General features: G+C 72.7%; 15 protein-coding genes. 7 read left to right on the forward strand and 8 right to left on the reverse strand.

Translation table 11 applies throughout. From position 1 onward, the window contains the following. Window positions 1–36: 36 nt before the first annotated feature. The 4 genes from IG94_RS0124505 to IG94_RS0124520 form a co-directional block, all read right to left on the reverse strand. Complete coding sequence (locus tag IG94_RS0124505) at window positions 37–1,104, reverse strand: hypothetical protein (protein ID WP_031041073.1); 1,068 nt, start codon at window positions 1,102–1,104, stop codon at window positions 37–39. Window positions 1,105–1,194: 90 nt separating this feature from the next. Further along, a complete protein-coding gene (locus IG94_RS0124510) occupies window positions 1,195–2,133 on the reverse strand; it encodes an N-acetylneuraminate synthase family protein (RefSeq protein WP_031041076.1) in 939 nt (312 codons plus the stop codon). 12 nt (window positions 2,134–2,145) lie between these two features. Next, window positions 2,146–3,450, reverse strand: a complete 1,305-nt coding sequence (locus IG94_RS0124515; protein WP_031041079.1) for an N-acylneuraminate cytidylyltransferase — start codon at window positions 3,448–3,450, stop codon at window positions 2,146–2,148. A gap of 116 nt (window positions 3,451–3,566) precedes the next feature. Beyond that, entirely contained in the window at window positions 3,567–4,922 is a 1,356-nt protein-coding gene (locus IG94_RS0124520) for a DUF6716 putative glycosyltransferase (protein ID WP_031041082.1), read from the reverse strand. Window positions 4,923–5,120: 198 nt separating this feature from the next. Here IG94_RS0124520 and IG94_RS0124525 point away from each other — a divergent pair, with 198 nt between their 5' ends. The 3 genes from IG94_RS0124525 (at window position 5,121) to IG94_RS0124535 (ending at window position 8,513) form a co-directional block, all read left to right on the forward strand. Beyond that, window positions 5,121–6,101, forward strand: a complete 981-nt coding sequence (locus IG94_RS0124525) for a glycosyltransferase family 2 protein (protein WP_031041085.1) — start codon at window positions 5,121–5,123, stop codon at window positions 6,099–6,101. Then, the gene (locus IG94_RS0124530; RefSeq protein ID WP_031041089.1) at window positions 6,098–7,435 is read left to right on the forward strand and encodes a polysialyltransferase family glycosyltransferase; all 1,338 of its coding nucleotides are present in this window, start codon (window positions 6,098–6,100) and stop codon (window positions 7,433–7,435) included. The genes IG94_RS0124525 and IG94_RS0124530 overlap by 4 nt, the downstream gene beginning before the upstream one ends. Window positions 7,436–7,523: 88 nt before the next feature. Beyond that, entirely contained in the window at window positions 7,524–8,513 is a 990-nt protein-coding gene (locus IG94_RS0124535) for a class I SAM-dependent methyltransferase (RefSeq protein ID WP_031041092.1), read from the forward strand. A 45-nt stretch (window positions 8,514–8,558) separates the two neighbouring features. On the opposite strand, the gene IG94_RS0124540 is transcribed toward IG94_RS0124535, so the two are convergent. Both IG94_RS0124540 and IG94_RS0124545 read right to left on the reverse strand, forming a co-directional pair. Beyond that, the gene (locus IG94_RS0124540; RefSeq protein ID WP_031041094.1) at window positions 8,559–10,892 is read right to left on the reverse strand and encodes a glycosyltransferase; all 2,334 of its coding nucleotides are present in this window, start codon (window positions 10,890–10,892) and stop codon (window positions 8,559–8,561) included. Then, window positions 10,889–12,343 carry a glycosyltransferase family 29 protein gene (locus IG94_RS0124545; protein WP_031041097.1) on the reverse strand — a complete coding sequence of 485 codons (1,455 nt, stop codon included), beginning with the start codon at window positions 12,341–12,343 and terminating at the stop codon, window positions 10,889–10,891. Before IG94_RS0124545 ends, IG94_RS0124540 begins: the two co-directional genes overlap by 4 nt. 250 nt (window positions 12,344–12,593) lie before the next feature. Here IG94_RS0124545 and IG94_RS0124550 point away from each other — a divergent pair, with 250 nt between their 5' ends. The 3 genes from IG94_RS0124550 (at window position 12,594) to IG94_RS0124560 (ending at window position 16,030) form a co-directional block, all read left to right on the forward strand. Then, the gene (locus tag IG94_RS0124550; RefSeq protein WP_078892414.1) at window positions 12,594–13,763 is read left to right on the forward strand and encodes an acyltransferase family protein; all 1,170 of its coding nucleotides are present in this window, start codon (window positions 12,594–12,596) and stop codon (window positions 13,761–13,763) included. Between the two features lie 92 nt (window positions 13,764–13,855). After that, window positions 13,856–14,800: a class I SAM-dependent methyltransferase gene (locus IG94_RS0124555; protein WP_031041102.1), complete on the forward strand. Its 945-nt coding sequence runs from the start codon at window positions 13,856–13,858 to the stop codon at window positions 14,798–14,800. Between the two features lie 198 nt (window positions 14,801–14,998). Then, window positions 14,999–16,030: a class I SAM-dependent methyltransferase gene (locus tag IG94_RS0124560; protein ID WP_031041120.1), complete on the forward strand. Its 1,032-nt coding sequence runs from the start codon at window positions 14,999–15,001 to the stop codon at window positions 16,028–16,030. On the opposite strand, the gene IG94_RS0124565 is transcribed toward IG94_RS0124560, so the two are convergent. Beyond that, window positions 16,015–16,665, reverse strand: coding sequence for a TetR/AcrR family transcriptional regulator (locus IG94_RS0124565; RefSeq protein ID WP_031041123.1), 651 nt, complete (start codon window positions 16,663–16,665; stop codon window positions 16,015–16,017). The genes IG94_RS0124560 and IG94_RS0124565 overlap by 16 nt on opposite strands. A 71-nt stretch (window positions 16,666–16,736) precedes the next feature. On the opposite strand from IG94_RS0124565, the gene IG94_RS0124570 reads away from it, so the two are divergent. Then, the gene (locus tag IG94_RS0124570; protein WP_031041126.1) at window positions 16,737–18,152 is read left to right on the forward strand and encodes an FAD-dependent oxidoreductase; all 1,416 of its coding nucleotides are present in this window, start codon (window positions 16,737–16,739) and stop codon (window positions 18,150–18,152) included. A 60-nt stretch (window positions 18,153–18,212) separates the two neighbouring features. On the opposite strand, the gene IG94_RS0124575 is transcribed toward IG94_RS0124570, so the two are convergent. Continuing rightward, complete coding sequence (locus IG94_RS0124575; protein ID WP_031041130.1) at window positions 18,213–19,793, reverse strand: acyl-CoA mutase large subunit family protein; 1,581 nt, start codon at window positions 19,791–19,793, stop codon at window positions 18,213–18,215. Window positions 19,794–19,877: the final 84 nt, after the last annotated feature.

The raw sequence follows: 19,877 nt of genomic DNA on the forward strand, positions 1-19,877 counted from the left end.
GGCGGGGGGTGCCTGCGGGGGGCCTGCCCCGCGCCCCTACCCCGCGCCCGTCACCGCCGAGAGCCGGTGGACGTCGCGGGCCGAGCCCGTCACGCCGGACAGGAAGCCGCGCGCCCGGGGTGAGGCGGTCTCGGTGAGCCAGGCGGGGTCGATGTCGCAGACGGCGACGCGGACCTCGGTGCCGGCCAGGGCCAGCGGCAGGGTGTGCACGACGGTGGAGGGGAAGCTGAGGACGGTGCGGCCGACCGGGCCGCGGCGGGCGATCAGTTCGAGGGGCAGGTCGGGGCGGACGATCTGCAGCCCCGTCTCCACGGCCAGCCGGTGCAGCTTCTCGGCGCTCTCGCGGCGGTGGGCGAAGTAGCGGGCCGCGCCGTGCGCCTTCGCCAGGCCGCGCACGGCGTCCACGTAGCGGTCGGCGTCGACCACGCCGGTCTCGACCAGGGAGGTGCCGACCATGTCGGCGCCCTGGGTGACACGGGGCGGGCCGAAGCGGGAGCGGGTCCAGGCGAAGTCGTTCGCGGTGACGGTGACGCCGTGGGGGACGTCCTCGATGGGCATGGAGGAGAAGACCGAGACCTCGCGGTCCCCGGCCGGGGTCAGGCGGTGCCGGGCGGACCGGGACACCGGGGCGAAGAGCAGGTCGCGCGGGCCGGGACGACTGCCCTTGCGGTGCCAGCGCACCAGGCGTTCGCCGTGGGCCAGCTGGGTGACGAACTCCATCGTGGCCGTGCCGTCGTCGACGACGACGAGGTCGTGGGCACGGGTGATGGTCAGCAGCAGCTGCACGTAGCGGGAGAAGGGGTCGCCCATGACGATCCGTTCCGCCCGGCGCAGCTCGGTGGTGAGGCCGCCGACCGTGCGGAAGGGCGCCGTGGCGCCGCCCCTGGCCTCCTCCCAGCGGATCTCGTGGCCCTCCTTGCGGGCCAGTTCCGCCATCCGGCGCAGCTGGCCGCGGGTCATCGGGTCGACGGGCGAGAGGACCACGAGGGTGAGCTCCGCGCCGGGTGCGCGGGTGTGCGCCCACTCCAGCACGTTCAGCAGTTGTACCGGGCTCTCGACGAAGGCGAGAGTGCGGGGGCCGGCGTTCCCGGCGCGGGGGCTCATCGGTGTGGGACCGTCCCGTGGTGAGGGCCTGATGGGGGTGTCGGGACCCGGCGCCGGACAGGGCGTCCGGCCCCGGGTGCCGTACTGGGGTCAGACCGTGACCGGCTCGCCCGCGGCGGCGGCGATGTCCGCCTCGGCGACGACACCGGTGACGCGGCGCAGCTTCTTCATCGGGCCGAGCTCGGAGTCGTAGACCTTCTTGACGCCGTCGCCGAGGGAGGCCTCGATGGTGCGGATGTCGCGGACCAGTCGGGTCAGGCCCTGCGGCTCGACGGAGGCGGCCTGGTCGGAGCCCCACATGGCGCGGTCCAGGGTGATGTGGCGCTCGACGAAGGTGGCACCCAGCGCCACGGCGGCGAGCGTGGTCTGCAGGCCGGTCTCGTGGCCGGAGTAGCCGATCGGGACGTTCGGGAACTCCTGCTGGAGGGTGTTGATGACCCGCAGGTTCAGCTCCTCGGCCTGCGCCGGGTACGTCGACGTGGCGTGGCACATCAGGATGTTGTCCGAGCCGAGGACCTCGACCGCGTGGCGGATCTGCTTCGGGGTGGACATGCCGGTGGAGAGGATGACCGTGCGGCCGGTGGCGCGCAGGGCGCGCAGCAGCTCGTCGTCGGTCAGCGAGGCGGAGGCGACCTTGTGGGCGGGGACGTCGAACTTCTCCAGGAAGGCGACGGCCTCGGTGTCCCACGGGGAGGCGAACCAGTCGATGTTCTTGGTCTTGCAGTACTCGTCGATCCGGCGGTACTCGTCCTCGCCGAACTCCACGCGGTGGCGGTAGTCGATGTAGGTCATGCGGCCCCAGGGGGTGTCCCGCTCGATGTCCCACTGGTCGCGCGGGGTGCAGATCTCCGGGGTGCGCTTCTGGAACTTGACGGCGTCGCAGCCGGCCTCGGCTGCGGCGTCGATCAGCTTGAAGGCGTTCTCCAGCTCGCCGTTGTGGTTGATGCCGATCTCGCCGGTGACGTAGACGGGGCGGCCGGGGCCGGCCTCGCGGGTGCCGAAGCTGCGGATGCGGGAGTTGGTGCTCATGCTGGGGATTCCTTACTTGGACTGGGTGAGCGTGGGGGATTCGAGGGTGGTTCCGGGCGTGCCGGCGGGGTCGAGGGCGTCCAGCGAGGGGCCCAGGAGCCAGGTCGCGACCTCGCGGACCGCCCCCTCGCCGCCGGGGACGGTGGTGACGGCGCGCGCCGCGCCGCGTACGGCGTCGTGGGCGCTCGCGACCGCCACGGGCCAGCCGACGAGGGCGAAGCACGGCAGGTCGTTGACGTCGTTGCCGACGTAGAGCACGCGCTCGGGCGCGATGCCCTGTTCCTCGCACCACTGCTTGAGGGCGAGGTCCTTGCGGTCGATGCCGTGCAGCACGGGCAGCTTGAGCTTGCGCGCGCGGGCGGCGACGACCGGGTTCACCTCCGTGGACAGGATCAGCATCGTCAGTCCGCTGCGGCGCAGGGCGGCGATGCCGAGTCCGTCGCCGCGGTGCACGGAGACGAACTCGCGCCCGTCGGAGTCGATCAGCACCCGGTCGTCGGTCTGGGTGCCGTCGAAGTCGAGGACGACCGCGTCGATGTCGTCGGCGGTCGGGAGGGCGCCCGGGCGGGCGGCGTCGAAGTGCGGGGCCAGGGCGCGGGCGCGGGCCAGGTCGTGCGGGTCGTCGATCTCCAGGACGCGGGCCGCGTCGGTGCGGACCAGTTCGGTGCGGCCGAAGAAGCGGTGCCCGTGCTTGCGGAAGCCGGGGGCGGCCATGGCGTAGGCGGCGCCGGTCTCCAGCAGGTCCTGCGGGCGGTCCTGGCGGCGCGGGCGGTACGCCTTGTCGTGGTTGACGCCGTAGCCGCCGGTGTCCCGGCGCGTCCCGTCCTCGGACGCCTCGTCCGCGCCGTCGCGCCACACGAAGCCGTGGAACGGGGCCACGGTCACGGCGGTGTCGGCGCCGTCCTCGGCGACCGCGCCGGCCACCCCGTCGATGTCCTCGCGGACGATGAAGGGGCTGGTGCACTGCACGAGCAGCACCACGTCGACGGCGGCACCGTGCAGGGCCTCGTGGGTGTCCATGGCGTGCAGTACGGCGGCCTCGGAGGTGGCCGTGTCCCCGGCGATGGCGGCGGGGCGCAGCACGACCTCGGCGCCGGCCTCGCGGGCCGCGGCGGCGATGGCCTGGTCGTCGGTGGAGACGACGACGTCCGTCACCAGGCGGGTGGCCCGGCACTCGCGCACCGCGCGGGACACCAGGGGGACGCCGCCGACGGAGGCGAGGTTCTTCGCGGGCACTCCCTTGGAGCCGCCGCGCGCGGGAATGACGGCGAGCACCCGGCGCACCGAGGCGCCCTGGCCCGCTTCCGGATGGGACATGGGGTCTGCTCCTTGCGCAGGGGGCTGCGGGACGTTCGGGGTCCGCGGAGGGGTCGGGGGCCGCGAAGGGGCCGGGGTACGGGAGGGGGCCGCGCTCGCGGGCGTCGGGCGGCCGGTCACAGCTCCCCCATCCGGCGGATCACCGGGGCCACCCGCTGGACGCCGTGGCGGTAGGCGCCCCGGGCGGCGCGGCGGACGACCTGGCGGACGGGTCCCGGGGCCCGGTCGGCCGCGGGGGCGCCGGGCAGCGGGGTGCCGTCGGGGGCGAGGTGGTGGCGGGCGAGGATGCCGGGCAGATAGCCGGGCGCGGTGACCAGCGTGTAGTAGGGGGCGAGCGGGGGCAGGCCGCCGGTCCTGGCGAGGAGGCGGGCGATGCGCCCCCGCGCCTCGTCGAAGGCGGTCTCGTAGCCGCCGTCCGCCGCCACGCCCTGCCGGGCGACCCACTCGGGGTCGGGCGCCGGGCGGTGGCCCTCGTCGAGCTGGTCCCAGGAGGCGAGGCAGCCCGAGCCGACGAAGTGGTGGTTGCCGAGCGCCTCGCGCACCCCGAGGTCGCTCAGGACGACGGTGGGGATGCGGCGGTGCAGGGATTCGAGGGCCGCCGTGGAGCTGACGGTGACCAGCAGGTCGGTGCGGTCGAGGACCTCGCCCATGTGCCCGTAGACCAGGCGGAAGTTGGCCGGCGGGTCGGCCCGCTGCACCAGCTTCTGGTAGGGCAGCTCCTCGATGTGCGTGGTGTGCTCGCCGGGCCGGGAGCGCAGCTTGAGCAGGACCTCGCGCTCGGGGTGCCGGCGGGCGTGCCGGATCAGCCGTTCGAGGAGGTACGTACGGTCCCGGCGACTGTCCGGCACGGAGGGCTGGGCCGCGAAGACGACCGTGTAGGGGCGCTCCCCTCCGCCCTCGCCGGCCGGTTCGCCCGCGTAGGCGGCGCCGCCCAGGAAGGGCAGGGCGACCTCGGTCACGGCGGACGCGTCGGCGCCGACCCCCTCGTACACGGCGCGGAAGCGGTCCGCGTCCTGGCGGGAGTTGGCGAGGACGAGGTCGGCGCCGTGCCGCAGCAGCAGGCCGTCGGCGAGCTTCTCGTAGACGACGCCGACGTAGCCCGTGACGACGACGGGCCGGTCGGCGCGGTCCTGCCAGATCCGGGCCAGCCCGTGCAGCATCGCCTGGACACCGCCGCCGACCAGGGCGAGGACGAGGAGGTCGTAGGACTCCTCGTCCCGCGCCTCGTCCATGGCGCGCAGGAACTCGACGGCGGTCACCTCGCGGAGCGAGTCCGCGTCGACGCCGACTTCCCGCAGCTGGCGGGCGGTGGGGGTGGCTCGGCCGCGCAGCAGGTAGCCGTCGAGACGGACGTCCGTGTCGTCGGGGGTCTCGGGGGAGACGCGGGACGCGGTGAGCGCGCCCCATTTCCACCGGGTGTCGGAATCCGCCAGTACGGCGACTCGCAGGGCCTTCGTTGCACTTGCTGGCACGTCGTAGACGCTAGGAAGGCATTTCTAGGAACCGCCCAACCGGAATCCAACAAACGGTGAACAGAACATCGACGAATGGGGAATCAGGCCGCCCGGCGCTTTTACGAGCGTGCGCTTCACGGCTTCGCCACGCCCCGTTCACCGCGTGTCAAGGTTCAGGTAAAGCACGGTGCCGGGCTGCCGCCTAGCGTCATTCCCGTGCCCAAGCTCTCCGTCATCGTGCCGTTCTACAACGTGCGGCAGTACGCCCCCGACACCCTGCGGAGTCTGCGCGCGAACGCGCGGGACGACTTCGAATTCATTCTCGTCGACGACTGCTCGTCCGACGGGACCGCGGACCTGCTCGAACGCGCCGAGTCCGAGCTGCCGGGGGCGGTGCTGGTCCGACACGAACGCAACGGCGGCCTGGCCACCGCCCGCAACACCGGCATCGACCGGGCGCGCGGCGAGTACCTGACCTTCCTGGACGGCGACGACTGGCTGGCCCCCGGATACTACGACCGGCTCGTCGCCGCCATCGAGGACCTGGGCTGCGACTTCGTACGCACCGACCACGTCCAGTGCACGGCACGGGCGCGGCTGGTGCAGCGGGTGCCGCACGGCCGCCGCAACGTGCGGCTGAACCCGCGCGACGCGATCCTGCCCGCGCACCGCTCCACCTCCGTCGACTACGCCTACGCGTGGGCCGGCGTCTACCACCGCCGGCTGGTCGAGCGCGGGCTGCTGCACTTCACCGACGGGCTGCGCACCGCCGAGGACCGGCCGTGGATCTGGAAGCTGCACCGCGAGGCGGAGTCGTTCGCGGTGACCGGGCTGCTCGGCGTCTTCTACCGGCGCGGGGTGGCGTCCTCGCTCACCCAGATCGGCGACGTCCGCCAGCTCGACTTCGTCCGGGCCTTCGACGAGGTGGTGGCGGGCGCGGCCGGGGACGCCGACGCCGCGCGCCTGCTGCCGAAGGCCGTGCGCACGTACTGCGCGATCATCTCCCACCATCTCGGTTCCGTTGAAAGGTTCGAGCCTGCCGTGGCCCGCAAACTGAAGGCGATGAGCGCCGCCGCGCTGCGGCGGATGCCGCAGGACGCGCTCGACGACGTACTCGGGTCGATGGACGCCGAGCGGGCCACCCGGCTGCGCAGGCTGCGCCGCCGCGCCCTGCCGGGTGCGGAGGTGGCGGCGTGACCACGCAGATCTTCATGGCGTCGACCCTGTACGGCGCGGCGACGCTCGCCGCCGCCCTGGACAGCGGCTGCTTCGACGCGGCCGACCGGCGGATCCTGCTGGTCTCCAACAACGCGGCGACGCCCGAGACGACGCCGTCCCTCGACGTGATGCCGGGCTTCGAGGAGCTGCGCACGCGCTTCGACGACGTGCTGTCGTGGAACGAGACGATCTTCCCCTTCCACCCCGGCGGCTGGTCCCCGCGGGTGGACGACGCCCCGATGTGGGAGCGGTATCTGCGGCTGGCCTGGGGGCTCGGCGACGACGACGTGGCGCTGGCCGTGGAGTCGATCCAGGTGCACCCGGCGCTCGGCGTGGCGCAGATCTTCACGGACGCGCCGCTCACCGTCTACGCCGACGGCCTGATGAGCTACGGCCCCACCCGCAACAAGCTCGACCCGCTGGTCGGCACGCGCGTGGAGCGGCTGCTCCACCTGGACCTGGTGCCGGGGCTCGCGCCGCTGCTGCTGACCGAGTTCGAGGTCGGGGCGGAGATCGTGCCGACGGAGGCGTTCACCAAGGTGCTGGCCGAACTGGCCGGCACCGGCGCCGGTCTGCCGGACGTGGAGGGGCCCGCGGTGCTGCTCGGGCAGTACCTGTCGGCGCTGGGCATCCTGACCGCCGAGGAGGAGGAGGACCTGCACGTGCGGATGCTGACGGGCGCCGTCGGCCTCGGGCACACCCGCGTGGTGTTCAAGCCGCACCCCACGGCCCCGGCCCGGTACACCAGCACGCTGGAGCAGGAGGCCGAGAAGCTCGGCGTCGAACTGACCGTGGTGGACACGCCGGTCCTCGCCGAGGTGCTGTACCGGCGGATGCGTCCGGCGCTGGTGGTGGGCTGCTTCTCCACGGCCCTGATCACCGCCTCCGCGCTGTACGGCCTGCCGGTCGCCCGGGTGGGCACCGAGACGCTGCTCGAGCGGCTCACGCCGTACGAGAACAGCAACCGCGTCCCGGTCACCATCGTCGACGCGCTGCTGCCGGAGCCGTCCGAGCCGGCCGCCGTCACCGAGCGCCGGCCGGGCACCGGCACCGACGCCCTCGCCTCGCTGGTGCGGGCCGTCGGGTTCGCGATGCAGCCCAAGATTCTGCCCGAGCTGCGCCCGGCGGCCGAGGAGTACCTGCGGGCCCACCTGGACACCGGCACCCGCCGGTACTTCAAGAAGCGCCGCCTGACCTCCCTCGGCCTGCCCGGCGGTGTCCCGTCCCAGCTGGCCTTCCTGCCCCGCAACGCGACGGCACGGCGCGTGGTGCGCACGGCCCGCGGTCTGAAGCGCCGGGTGGGCCGCCGCTGACCCCGCGCACGCCGCCTCCCCCGCCTCCGCGCCACCGATCGCACGCCACCTCCCATACCTCCGCGCCACCGATCCCGTGAGGCATGACATGACGCACCTCGGCCGGCTCTACGACCTCCTCGACGACGTCCGCCTGCCGGGCGAGGCGATCCCCTACTCCCAGGTCAGCTCCTGGGAGCTGCGGTTCCTCTACCTGCTGGGCCGCCATCACCTGACGGGCGGGGACCGGCTGGTCGAACTGGGGTCGGGCGGGGGCGGGTCGACGTACGCGTTGGCCCTCGGCCTCCGGGAGAGTCCCGTCTTCGACGAGCGGACGGGCCGGCTGCACGCCTACGACTTCTTCCGGATCGGCAAGGGCACGTTCGCCAGCGAGAAGTTCTTCACCTCGGGCAGCAGGCCGGAGGGCGAGGACTCCTTCCTGGACGACTTCCGCTCCCGGCTGGAGCCGTTCCTGCCGTTCCTGGAGATACACGCCGGCGACCTGTGGCAGACCTCCGACCCGCTGGACACCGGCCCGGTGGAGTTCCTGCACGTCGACATCGCCAAGACCGCCCGGGTCTTCCGCTGTGTCACCGAGCGGTTCCTCACCCGGCTGCGGCCCGGCTCGGTCGTGCTGCACCAGGACTTCGCCCGCCCCCGGCTGCCGTGGCTGCACCACAGCACCGGCGCGCTGCTGCCCTACGTCGAGATCGCCGGTCCGCCGATCCGCTCCACGCTCGCCTTCGAGGTGGTCCGGCCGATCCCCGAGGAGGTGCTGCGGCGGATCGCCGAGGACGCCTACACCGTCGACGAGAAGCTGGCGCTGATCAGCGCCGTGCAGGACCGCGTCGACCTGGACCACACCGGCGGCATCCCCTTCAAGCCGGTCCTGGAGTTCGCCAAGGCCTACGTCGCGCACTACGCGGGCGACCACCGGCGGGCCTGGTCGATCGCGAAGCCGCTGACGTCCGACGCCTATCTGAGCCGGACCCGCGCCGACCACTTCGCGCAGGTGCGCAGGGCGTACGAGCAGGACCGGGAGCGCGGCGGGGGCGGTTCGCGGCTGGGGCGCCTGGTGAAGAAGGCCGTGGGCCGCTGACCCCGACGCGCCGGCCCTCCCGGGCAGGGGGCCGGCGCGTCGGCGTCAGGAGCCGAGGATCGCCCTGATGTCGGCGGCGTTGGCCTCCGTGACCTTCCACAGCTCCCGCTGGCGGCCGTGGACGTCGGCGACCGTCCCGGCGTGGTCGTCCAGGATGCCCAGGGCCCGCTCGGTGAGGACGGCGCCCAGGTCCTTGTCATGGACGGACACGCCCCATTCGGGGCGCTCGATGTCGGCCAGGAAGTACGCCATCTTCGGGTGCGAGATCAGGCTGACGATCGGCGTGCCGACACCGAACGGGATCATGCCCGCGTGGCCGCGCATACCGATGACCAGGCGGGTCCTGGCGTACAGGTCGCGGATCTCGTCGTTGTCGAAGTCGTACATCGGGACGACCGGCAGCGAGATGCCGTACTCGCGCCGCAGGTCGAAGGCGATCTTCTCGTCGTCGAGCGAGTGGGCCACGCACCGGACCTCGGTGTGCGCCCCGATGCTCCGCACGGCCTTGGCGATCTCGCCGAGGAAGTGCCCGTAGTCGTGGCCGAAGCGCAGGCCCGCGCGGTCGTAGGCCGCGTTGAGCAGGACGGTGTCCTCGCGGTCGGCCGGGTCGGTCCAGCCGGGGACCAGTTGCCGGCTGACCGTGGTCGGGCAGGGCTGGAAGCGCACCCTGTCGTGCAGGTGCGCGGGGAGCATGGCCCGGACCTTGGCGATCGAGCCGTGGTTGCGCAGCCCGAAGAAGGAGGACTTCTCCACCAGCAGGCGCAGGCTCTCCCGGAACCGGCCGGCCCGGTAGGACTGCCCGTCGAACGCGTTGAAGCCGACCGCGTACACCATGATCGGCACGTCGACGGCGCGCAGGTGCTCGTCGGGGACGTTCCACTGCCAGGCGCTGTTGCCGTTGGGCATGGTGTCCGGGATGAACAGTCCGCCGCCGCCGATGACCAGGCCGCGCCGGGCGTTGACCCGGGCCACGGCCGCCCGGTCGAAGTAGCGGTGGGCGTGGACGGAGTGCCAGCGCCGGCTGGTGGTGTCCGCGCCGAAGCCGAGCCGCACGGTCTCCGGCAGCAGCTTGTCGCCGGCGTTGCCCTGCCGGTCCATGTAGAAGGCGACGTGGGCGAGCTGGTCCTCGGGGGCGCCCAGCTCCTGTGCGGGCACGGTCGCCGCGCGCTGCGCCCACAGGCGGCTGGAGCGGTGGGTGATGTCGACGGAGAGCCCGGCCGTGGCGTGCCGCAGTGCCTCGGCGTCGTCGCCGCGCACCCAGGCCATCTGGGCGAGCCGGGCGTGGGCGACGGCGGCCCGGTTGGGGGCGGCGGAGGCCAGCAGCAGCCGGGCCCTGGCCTCCTCGTCGCGCGAGACGCTCATCAGGGCCTGGCCGAGGACCTCGTGCGGCCACGCCTCGTCGAGCGGGATGCGCACGCCGCTCAGGATGTCGACGGCGTCCTGGTAGTCGCCGGCCGCGATGTGCGCGGCGGCCACCTTGCGGGCGTACTCGACGTTGCCGGTGCGCCTGACGTGCGGGGTGCCGAAGTGCACCAGGAGGTCGTGGTGGAGGGCGCCCGGGGAGTCGAGCCAGGCGGCGTGGAACTCGGCGTCGCTCAGGTCGAACTCGCGCCAGCGGTCCTCGGCCAGGGCGTACCCGGCCTCGCCGCCCTGCCAGGGCTTGTGCCGCCCGGTGAAGTGCAGGATCGCGGTGTCGTCGGGGACCGGCAGGTCGCCGGACAGGCGCCGTTTGACGAAGTTGTAGCGGGCGTCGAGGCGGACGAAGTCGCCGTCCAGGACGGCGTTCAGGATGCCCTGGTCGTGCTTGTCCAGCTCGTAGTCGCCGCTGTGCCCGGTGGCGTCGAGCCGGGCGCAGAACGCGTCGGACAGGTACGGCCGCTGGATGACGAGGAGCCCCGAGTTGAGCTTGTGCTGCCCGTAGAAGAACTGCGGGACGGCCGCCAGGCCCTCGCGGAGGCGGAGCAGTTCGCCGAGGTCGCCGAGGACGACCATGTCGGTGTCGAGGGTGATGACGGTGTCGTACTCGCGGATGCGGAAGACGTCCAGGATGAAATACGCCTTGCGCACCAGGTAGTTGTCCTGGTCGCCCTTCTTGTACGCGTCGTAGCGCCCGGTGTCGACCCGGCGCAGCACGACGCGCGGGTGCAGGGCGCGGATCCTGGCGATCGAGGCGGGCCGCAGGTCGTCGTGGAGGACGACGAAGTCCTCGCACACCCCGGGGTTGGACAGGGCGAGGCTGCGCAGCAGGGCGAGGAAGCCGGGGAGGTAGTTCTCGTCGACGTAGGACGCGAAGGCGATGCGGCGCTTGCCGGTGAGGTCGTGGGCGGCGGTCACCGGGGCCGGGGACGCGGCGGCCGGTGCCGGGGAGGTCGTCGTCATCGCAGGGATATCCTCGTGTCGGTCACGTGCTGGGCCCGCTGCATGACCCATTCCTTCTCGCTGGTGTATTCGTGCACGGACGTGATGGCGAGCTTCATGGCCTCCGGCACGCGGTAGGCGCCGCTCTCGTAGAAGTCGAAGCCGATCAGGTCGAGCTTCGGGCTGACGTCCAGGAAGTCCAGCAGGAACAGCATGTTGAAGCCGGTGGTCGGGATGCCCGACCAGGCGTCGGAGCCGAGCCTGCCGATGTTGCGGACGGGCCAGCGCAGCGACTCGTCGCCGAGGTACTCCTGGGCGCCGGGGACGAGGCGGTTGCGCAGGGACCACTTCCAGTCGCCGGAGACCCCGCCGAAGACGAGGCGGGTGGAGACCTTCTGGTCCCAGTTGAAGGCGTGCTTGTGGATGGTGGCGTGGATGTCGGTGCGGCTGCCGGTGTGCTGGGGGTCGATCCGGTACGAGTTGAAGCGCACGACGAGGTCGTAGGCGTCGATCTCGGGGCCCAGGGAACCGGCGCCGACCCGGCCGGAGTTGGCGACCAGGCAGACGGACTTGCCGGCGATCCGGTTGCGGAACTCGCCGAGGGAGATCCACCGCACGCCGCCGACGGTGGGGTCGGCGACGGGGCCGCGCATCCGGTTGCGGCGCTGTTCGGCGTAGAGCGCGAGGACCTCGGTGAGGGCCGGCAGGTCCCGGTCGAGGGGGATGCGCAGGTCCAGGTACTGGTCGAGCAGTTCCCGCAGGCCGGCGGCGGGCGCCTGGTCCTCGGCCAGGATCAGGAGCGCTCCCACCAGGAGCGGCTCGGCCGCCGCCCAGTCCCCGGCGTCGTGCGCGGCCAGCCCCTCGGCCCACACGTCGGTGGCCGGGCGGCGGGCGTGGTCCCGGGCGCGCGGGCACTGCCGGGCCAGCAGGCCGAGCAGCTCGCGCTCCTGCTCCGCCGCGCCGCGCAGACCGGCGACGCGGGAGCGGATGCCGAACCCGTCGGTGTCGGTGAGCGCGAGGTACTTCTCGTACGCCTCGACTGCCCCGGCCTCGTCGCCGAGCGCCTCGAGGAGCCGGGCGCGCAGCCGCCAGCCGGCGCGGGAGTTCTTCCGCTGGGCGAGGACGGTGTCGCTGACGACGAGGGCGAGGTTCAGCTCGTCGTCGTAGCCGCACTGGAGCGCCTTGTTGCCCACCGCGAGCAGCGCGTCGAGCAGGTCGCCCGGGATGGCGGGGGCGGGCGCGGGCGCGCCCTTGACGGCGCGCTTGAGCAGGGCGGTGGCACCGGACGGGGGCGCGGCGGGCTCCTCGGTGCTCCGGGTCCCCCAGACGACGAGGAGTTTGCGCAGTTCCTCGGCGAGTTCCACGCGGCGCCGGTCGAGGCTGCCCACCAGCTTGCCGCTGTGCACCGCGCAGGCGCGCAGGCAGGCGGCCGGCTCACCCCCGCGCTCACGTCTGTTCCGGACCCTCGTCATGCCACTCCTGGTCTTCTTTTTCGCGTCTTTTTTACTTCTTCGGCACAGCGGTTTTCCCGGCTGCGGGGTGGGGGATGTCGGGTGAATTTAGAAAGCAATAGCGACGCACAGGTGAACGGGCCGGGTCCACAGGGCGAATCGTTGCTGCATCGAACAATCTCGTGTGTGAATCGGACTGACGTACTGGTTACCGTGCTCCGGTACCTCACAGCGGTGCCACCGCTGCCACACATCCGCCGAGGAGAATTCCGTGACCAGCGCGCCCGTCCGACCGGTGGCCGAGGGGGCGCCCGCGCCGGAATCCGCCCCGGAAGCCCTGGAATCCGCGCCGACGCCCGCGCCGGAATCCGCTCCCCCGGCGCGCAGGGTGCCCCGGCTGCGCGCCCTGGACGGGCTGCGGCTGCTGGCCGCGCTGATGGTGGCCGCGTACCACTACGGAGGACGCGGCGGCGAGGTCACCAAGGCCTGGGGGTCGTCGGCCGAGCTGCAGTTCCCCACGCTCCACACGCTGTTCGCGTACGGCTGCCTGGGCGTGCAGGTGTTCTTCGTGATCAGCGGCTTCGTCATCTGCATGAGCGGGTGGGGGCGGTCCCTGCGGTCCTTCTTCGCCTCCCGTGCCGCCCGGCTGCTGCCGGCCTACTGGGCCGCGGTGATCCTGGTGACGCTCGTGTTCGCTCTGCCGTCCGTCGCCTACGCGACGGTGTCGCCGAGCGACGGCCTGGCGAACCTGACCCTGCTGCACGAGTCCACCGGCGCCGACCGGGTCCTCGGCGTGGACTGGACGCTGTGGGTGGAGATCCGCTTCTACGCCCTCTTCGCCCTCTGCGTCGTCCTGCCGGGCGCCACCCGCCGGCGGGTGATCCTCTTCTGCGCCTGCTGGACGCTGGCGGCGGTGATCGCCCAGGCGGCGGACGAGCCGCTGCTCGACCTGACCCTGATGCCCGAGTACGCCCCGTACTTCATCGGCGGCATCGGCCTGTACCTGGTGCACCGGGACCGGCGGGACGTGTACGCCTGGGGCATCGTCGCCGTGAGCTGGCTGCTCGGGCAGCACGCCACCGTGCAGAGCCTGTGGCGCCCCCCGTCCCCGGACGCCTTCGCCAACCGGTCGTCCCTGGGCATCATCCTCGTCGTCACCCTCGGCTTCGCCCTGGTCGCCGCCATCGCGCTCGGCTGGCTGCACTGGGCGAACTGGCGCTGGCTGACGGTCGCGGGCGCGCTGACCTACCCCTTCTACCTCGTCCACGAGCACCTGGGCTGGGTCGTCATCGAGGCCCTCCACCAGGACCTGGGCATCCCCTCGTACGCCACCTTCGGGCTGACCGTCGTGGCCATGCTCGTGCTGGCGTGGCTGCTGAACCGGTACGTCGAGAACACGCTCACCCCCCGGCTGCGGACCGCGCTCTCCAAGCCGCGCTGACCCGGCCGCCCCACCACGGACCCCCACAACGGAACGCTCCACCACAGACGCCCCACCACGGACGCTCTACAACGGATCGAGGTCCCCGGACGATGAACAGCCGTGCACTTCTCCGCAGTTCGGTCTCCCGGCGGCTGCTGCGCCCGGTGGCCGACCTGATCGACCAGCGCATCGAACGACAGGTCAGGTCGGCGCTGAAGCGCACGACCGGTGCGGCGGCGGGCGGCGGGGACACCGAGCGCCTGACCCGCGAGGTCGACCGGCTCAGGCACCGCCTGCTCTCCTTCGAACTGCTCGTCGGCCCGCACGGACGCCGCAACTCCCGCATCCTGGCCGGCGCCCCGCTGGAGCGGCTCTACGGCGAGGTCGCGGCCCTGGCGGACGACCGCGACGCGGCGGAGCGCAACGTCGCCGCCGCCTACCGCCTGCTGGTCGCCCTGGAGTCGCTGGGGGTCGGCCGGATCGCGGGCGGCACCATGAACATCTGCGGCAAGCTCGCCACCGTCCCGCTGCTCGACCCGCCGAACGACGACATCCTGGAGATCGGCACGCTGTACGGCATGTTCTCCGCCGGGCTGCTGCGGATGATGGAGCGCGACGGCCGCTGTCCGGACCTGACGATCGTCGACCCCTTCGCCGGCATCCAGCTCCAGCCGGGCACCGGCGAGGCCGCCGACCCGACCGGGGCCCCGGTCGACGAGCACGCCGTACGCACCAACCTCGCGCTGGCCGGAGCGGCCGGCACGGCGGCCCGGATCCGGCGGGGCTACTCCGAGGACCCCGAGACCCGCGCGGCCGTCTCGGACCGGCGCTACGGGGTGATCGTCGTGGACGGCGACCACTCGGCAGGCGGCGTCGCGCAGGACCTGCAGTGGGCCGAGGAGATCGCCGCGCCCGGCGCGGTGGTCGTCCTGGACGACTACGGGGACGCGCAGTGGCCGGGGATCAAGGAGGCCCTGGACGGTCATCTGAAGGGCGAGACCCGCTTCACGTACCTGGGGAAGGCGGCCCACTCGGCGTACCTGCGCGCGTCCTGAACCGTGTACCCGGGCCGTCCCGAACCGTGCCGCCGCGCCGTGCACCGACCGTGCGCCGACCGTTCGCCGGTCGGCGGCGCGGGCGGCTGGGCACTGTGGGTGACGGCGTTAACCCGTTGAGCGATTTCTGTGATCTTCCGTCCATAAGATTGTGCGTAAAGGCTGATTCCAGCCTGCCGCGGGTGCATCCTCTTCCCCATGGCGACTGCTCAAGAGACGCACAAGTACCCCGGTGAGCTGAACGACGTGCCAGGCTGGTTCTGGCCGCTCGACCAGATGCTGTTCTCCTGGTTCCTGGAACGCCAGGACCGGCTGGACACGCACGGCGATCTGCTGGAGCTGGGCGCCTACCTGGGCAAGAGCGCGATCCTGCTGGGCGACCGGCTGCGGGACGACGAGCGGCTCACCGTCTGCGACCTGTTCGGCGCGGAGCCGCCGGACGCGGCCAACCGGGCGGAGGCCGCGCAGTCGTACTCCTCGCTGACCCGGCAGGCCTTCGAGCGGAACTACCTCTCCTTCCACGACAGCCTGCCGACGATCGTCCAGGCCCCCAGCTCCGCGGTGGTCGACGAGGTCGCACCCGGCTCCTGCCGCTTCGTGCACGTCGATGCCTCCCACCTGTACGAGCACGTCGAGGGGGACATCGGCGCCGCCGAGAAGCTGCTGGTGCCCGAGGGGATCGTCGTCCTCGACGACTTCCGCAGCGAGCACACCCCGGGCGTCGCGGTCGCGGCCTGGGAGGCGGTACTCAACCGCGGGCTGCGCCCGGTCTGTCTGAGCAGCCAGAAGCTGTACGGCACCTGGGGCGACCCGGAGCCGGTCCAGGAGGAGCTGCTGGCCGCTCTGGGCGAGCGCGAGGACATCGCCGTGACCGTGGAGCAGGCGGCGGGGCACCGGCTGGTGCGGACCCGCGCCCGGGTCAAACGGCTGTCGCCGGCGCCCTCGCTCCCCGCCTCCCGGCACCCCGCGCCCGCTCCGGAACCCGCGCCGAAGCCCGCGCCCGCACCGGCGCCCGTTCCGGCGGCGCCCGCGGCGAGCCGTCCGGGCACCGCGGGCACGCCGGGCCGGACCGCGTCCCGGCCGCCGAAGCCGCGCTCGCTCCCCCGCCGGGTCGCGATCGACCTGCTGCCGCCGGTCGTCACCCGCACGGTGCGCCGGTACCTTGCGGCGCAGCGGGCCAGGGCGGGCGGGGCCGGCAAGGCGGCGGGGGCCGCTCAGTCGAGGCCGTAGGTGACCGCGAGGCCCTCGATCACCAGGGCCAGCGACTCCTCGAAGTGCTTCTCGTAGTCCGTGAAGATCTCCGCGCCCGCCGCGGCCGTCAGAGGGTAGTCGGCCAGCAGGCGGGCGCGTTCGTCCACGTCGAAGCCCTCCCGGCGCTCGCCGGGCAGGGGCTCGACGCCCTGTTCCTCGGTGACGAAGCCGAGCGTGAACAGGTTCGTCGTCGTGGCCGCCCGCACCGCCTGGGCGAGGGTGAGCCCGCTGGCGATGAGCAGCCGCAGCGTCTCCTCCATCTGCTGGGCGTGCACCGCGCCGGTGAAGCGTGAGCCGCTGAAGACCTTGGCGCCGTCCCGGTAGCCGAGCAGCGACGCCCGCAGGCCGCGGTTGGCCTTGAGCAGCCGCTCCCGCCAGGTGTCGGCCGGGTCGAGCGGGGTCGCGGCGACCATCCGCCGGTACATCTCGGTGGCCATCTCGTCGAGCAGGGCCTGCTTGTCCTTGAAGTGCCAGTAGAGGGCGGGCGCCTTGACGTCCAGTTCCCTGGCGATGGCGCGCAGGGTCAGGCCGTCCAGACCGACCTCGTTCAGCAGCTTCAGCGCCGTGTCCGCGACCCGTCGGCGGTCGAGGGGGGCGCGTCGTTCCGTACTCACGCTTGACAGCTTAACGCCGTTAAGGCCATCCTCGGACCCAAGCGGCACTTAACGAAGTTAAGGAGATGCGCATGAACACGGACGTACTGGTCGTCGGCGCGGGCCCCACCGGTCTCGCCCTCGGGGTCGACCTGGCCCGGCGCGGAGTGGACGCGCTGGTCCTGGAGCGCGCGGACGCGCTGTTCCCCGGCTCGCGGGGCAAGGGCTTCCAGCCCCGCACGATGGAGGTCTTCGACGACCTCGGGGTCCTCGACGCCCTCCACGCGGTGGGCGGCACCTACCCGGTCGGCATGGTCTGGCGCGACGGCGAGCGGGTCGGCGAGCAGCAGATGTTCGACCCGACGGTGCGGCCCAGCGCGGACTCGCCGTACAACAGGACGTGGATGGTGCCGCAGTGGCGGACGCAGGAGATCCTGGCGGCGCGGCTGGCCGAACTGGGCGGCGAGGTCGCCTTCGGCCAGGAGGTCGCCGGCCTCGACCAGGACGCGGACGGCGTCACGGCGCACCTCTCCTCGGGCGGCACGGTACACGCCCGCTACCTGGTCGCCGCCGACGGCGGCCGGTCGGCGGTGCGCCGCGCGCTGGGCGTCGGCATGACCGGCGAGACCGTCGACCCGAAGCCGACGCTGGTCGCGGACGTCCGGATCACCGGCCTCGACCGCGACAACTGGCACATCTTCCCGCCCACCGACGACGTCGGCATCCTCACCCTCTGCCCGCTGGCCGGCACCGAGGACTTCCAGCTGATCGCGCAGTTCCTGGACGAGGGCGCGGTCGTCGACCTCGGTCCGGACGCCATCCGCAAGGTCGTCGCGGACCGCACGCACCTCGCCCCCGAGGACGTGACCGAGGTGCGCTGGGCCACGGACTTCCGGCCGCGCGCCGCCCTGGCCGACCGCTTCCGGGCGGGCCGGGTCTTCATCGCGGGAGACGCGGCCCACGTGCACTCGCCGGCGGGCGGCCAGGGCCTGAACACCAGCGTCCAGGACGCCTACAACCTGGGCTGGAAGCTGGGCACGGTCCTGGCGGGCCACGCCCCGGCCGCCCTCCTGGACAGCTACGAGGAGGAACGGCGCCCGATCGCCGAGCAGATGATCGAACTGTCGACCGACGTCCACCACGGCAAGGTGCAGCGCGGCGGGGCGACGCGGCAGATGGGGCTGGGCTACCGGGAGTCGTCCCTGACGGTGGAGGCACGGGCGGCGGTCGCGGAGGGCGCGGTGCGGGCCGGGGACCGGGCCCCCGACGGCCGGGTGGGCGGCGTACGGCTCTTCGACGCCTTCCGCGGGCCGCACTGGACCCTGCTGGCCCTGGGCGCCGACGCGCCCGGCAACGTGGGCGCGGCGGTGCGGGTGGTGCGCGGGGACGCGCACGGAGCGTACGGCGCGGGGCTGTTCGTCGTACGGCCGGACGGGTACGTCGGGTGGGCCGGGGACACGCCGGAGGGGCTGGACGGCTACCTGGGCCGGTTCGGGCTGGCCGGCTGACGGGCCGTACGCTCCTCGGTCACCTTCTCGGGGCAGCGGCCCGGCCCGGGGGCCCGAGCCTCAGAAGACGTCCGAGGGCACATAGGTCCCCCAGACCTCGCGGAGCGCGTTGCACACCTCGCCGACGGTCGCGCGGGCGCGCAGCGCGTCCTTCATCGGGTACAGGACGTTGTCCTCGCCCTCGGCGGCCTTCTTCAGGGCCGCCAGTGCGGCGTCCACCGCGCCCTGGTCGCGCTCCGCGCGGAGCCTGGCCAGGCGCTCGGCCTGCTGGGCCTCGATGGCCGGGTCGACACGGAGGGGCTCGTACGGCTCCTCCGCGTCGAGCTGGAAGCGGTTGACGCCGACCACGACCCGCTCGCCGGAGTCGGTCTCCTGGGCGATGCGGTAGGCGGAGCGCTCGATCTCGTTCTTCTGGAAGCCGTGCTCGATGGCGTCGACCGCGCCGCCGAGGTCCTCGACCTTGCCCATCAGCTCCAGCGCCGCCGCCTCGACGTCGTCGGTCATCTTCTCCACGACGTAGGAACCGGCGAAGGGGTCGACGGTCGCCGTCACGTCCGTCTCGTACGCCAGCACCTGCTGCGTGCGCAGCGCGAGGCGCGCGCTCTTGTCGGTCGGCAGGGCGATGGCCTCGTCGAAGGAGTTGGTGTGCAGGGACTGCGTGCCGCCCAGGACCGCGCCCAGGCCCTGCACGGCCACCCGGACCAGGTTCACCTCGGGCTGCTGGGCCGTCAGCTGCACCCCCGCCGTCTGCGTGTGGAAGCGCAGCATCAGCGACTTGGGGTTCTGGGCGCCGAACTCGTCCCTCATCACCCGCGCCCAGATCCGGCGGGCCGCGCGGAACTTGGCGACCTCCTCCAGGATCGTCGTACGCGCCACGAAGAAGAAGGAGAGGCGCGGCGCGAAGTCGTCGACGTCCATGCCGGCGGCGACCGCCGTGCGCACGTACTCGATGCCGTCCGCGAGCGTGAAGGCGATCTCCTGCGCGGGAGAGGCGCCCGCCTCGGCCATGTGGTAGCCGGAGATGGAGATGGTGTTCCACTTCGGGATCTCGGCCCGGCAGTACTTGAAAATGTCCGCGATCAGCCGGAGCGAGGGCTTCGGCGGGAAGATGTACGTCCCGCGCGCGATGTACTCCTTCAGCACGTCGTTCTGGATCGTGCCGGTGAGCCGGTCGGCGCTCACCCCCTGCTCCTCGGCGACCAACTGGTAGAGCAGGAGCAGCAGGGAGGCGGGCGCGTTGATCGTCATCGACGTCGAGACCTTGTCCAGCGGGATGCCGCCGAACAGCACCCGCATGTCGTCGATGGAGTCGATGGCCACGCCGACCTTGCCGACCTCGCCGCCGGCGATCGGCGCGTCGGAGTCGTGGCCCATCTGGGTGGGCAGGTCGAAGGCGACCGACAGGCCCATCGTGCCGTTCGCGATCAGCTGCTTGTACCGGGCGTTGGACTCGGTAGCCGTACCGAAGCCGGCGTACTGGCGCATCGTCCACGGCCGGCCCGTGTACATCGACGGATACACACCGCGCGTGTACGGAAACGCCCCCGGCTCGCCCAGCTGCCGCGCAGGGTCCCAGTCCGCCAGGACGTCGGGACCGTAGACCGGTTCGATGGGCAGCCCGGACTCGGACTCACGCGTCATGGTTGGTGCCTCCCGCTGAGTACATGCTCGAACTACCCGTCTGCTTACCCGCAGTGCAGGCCGAATTCCCCGACGGACTGTATC

Origin of the sequence: Streptomyces olivaceus, assembly GCF_000721235.1 — a bacterium.
In the GTDB taxonomy this organism is placed as follows: Bacteria; Actinomycetota; Actinomycetes; order Streptomycetales; family Streptomycetaceae; genus Streptomyces; species Streptomyces olivaceus.

Coding starts and splice junctions, on each gene's coding strand:
- IG94_RS0124505 (WP_031041073.1), bottom strand. CDS start 1,104: ATGAGCCCCCGCGCCGGGAACGCCGGCCCCCGCACTCTCGCCTTCGTC.
- IG94_RS0124510 (WP_031041076.1), bottom strand. CDS start 2,133: ATGAGCACCAACTCCCGCATCCGCAGCTTCGGCACCCGCGAGGCCGGC.
- IG94_RS0124515 (WP_031041079.1), bottom strand. CDS start 3,450: ATGTCCCATCCGGAAGCGGGCCAGGGCGCCTCGGTGCGCCGGGTGCTC.
- IG94_RS0124535 (WP_031041092.1), top strand. CDS start 7,524: ATGACGCACCTCGGCCGGCTCTACGACCTCCTCGACGACGTCCGCCTG.
- IG94_RS0124540 (WP_031041094.1), bottom strand. CDS start 10,892: ATGACGACGACCTCCCCGGCACCGGCCGCCGCGTCCCCGGCCCCGGTG.
- IG94_RS0124545 (WP_031041097.1), bottom strand. CDS start 12,343: ATGACGAGGGTCCGGAACAGACGTGAGCGCGGGGGTGAGCCGGCCGCC.
- IG94_RS0124555 (WP_031041102.1), top strand. CDS start 13,856: ATGAACAGCCGTGCACTTCTCCGCAGTTCGGTCTCCCGGCGGCTGCTG.
- IG94_RS0124560 (WP_031041120.1), top strand. CDS start 14,999: ATGGCGACTGCTCAAGAGACGCACAAGTACCCCGGTGAGCTGAACGAC.
- IG94_RS0124570 (WP_031041126.1), top strand. CDS start 16,737: ATGAACACGGACGTACTGGTCGTCGGCGCGGGCCCCACCGGTCTCGCC.
- IG94_RS0124575 (WP_031041130.1), bottom strand. CDS start 19,793: ATGACGCGTGAGTCCGAGTCCGGGCTGCCCATCGAACCGGTCTACGGT.